At 42.4% G+C, this 236-nt stretch carries 1 protein-coding gene; it reads right to left on the bottom strand.

Annotated features, from left to right (window positions below):
* The coding region (locus CWC11_RS21810; protein ID WP_138684248.1) for a DUF1851 domain-containing protein at positions 1-236 on the bottom strand (236 nt) is incomplete at both ends.

Below are 236 nucleotides of genomic sequence, written 5' to 3' on the forward strand. Positions count from 1 at the left end.
TTATGGGGTAATTTTTTAGCCAATGCGACGATATCAGCCATAACACGTTTCTCTCCAAGGTCAGCTAGGAAAGCTAAATGTTCCGTGGCTTTAACCTTTTGGAGATTCTCAAGCTTAGGTTCGCCACCAAGGGCAAGAGCAGGCACAAAGCCATAGATTTCTCCATTTTCAAGAGGGCCTAATTTTTCGACAGCTCGTTCAAAAAGAGGCAAATCATTGATATCGTCTAAATCCAA

Origin of the sequence: Pseudoalteromonas sp. S3178 (assembly GCF_005886985.1) — a bacterium.
In the GTDB taxonomy this organism is placed as follows: domain Bacteria; phylum Pseudomonadota; class Gammaproteobacteria; order Enterobacterales; family Alteromonadaceae; genus Pseudoalteromonas; species Pseudoalteromonas carrageenovora.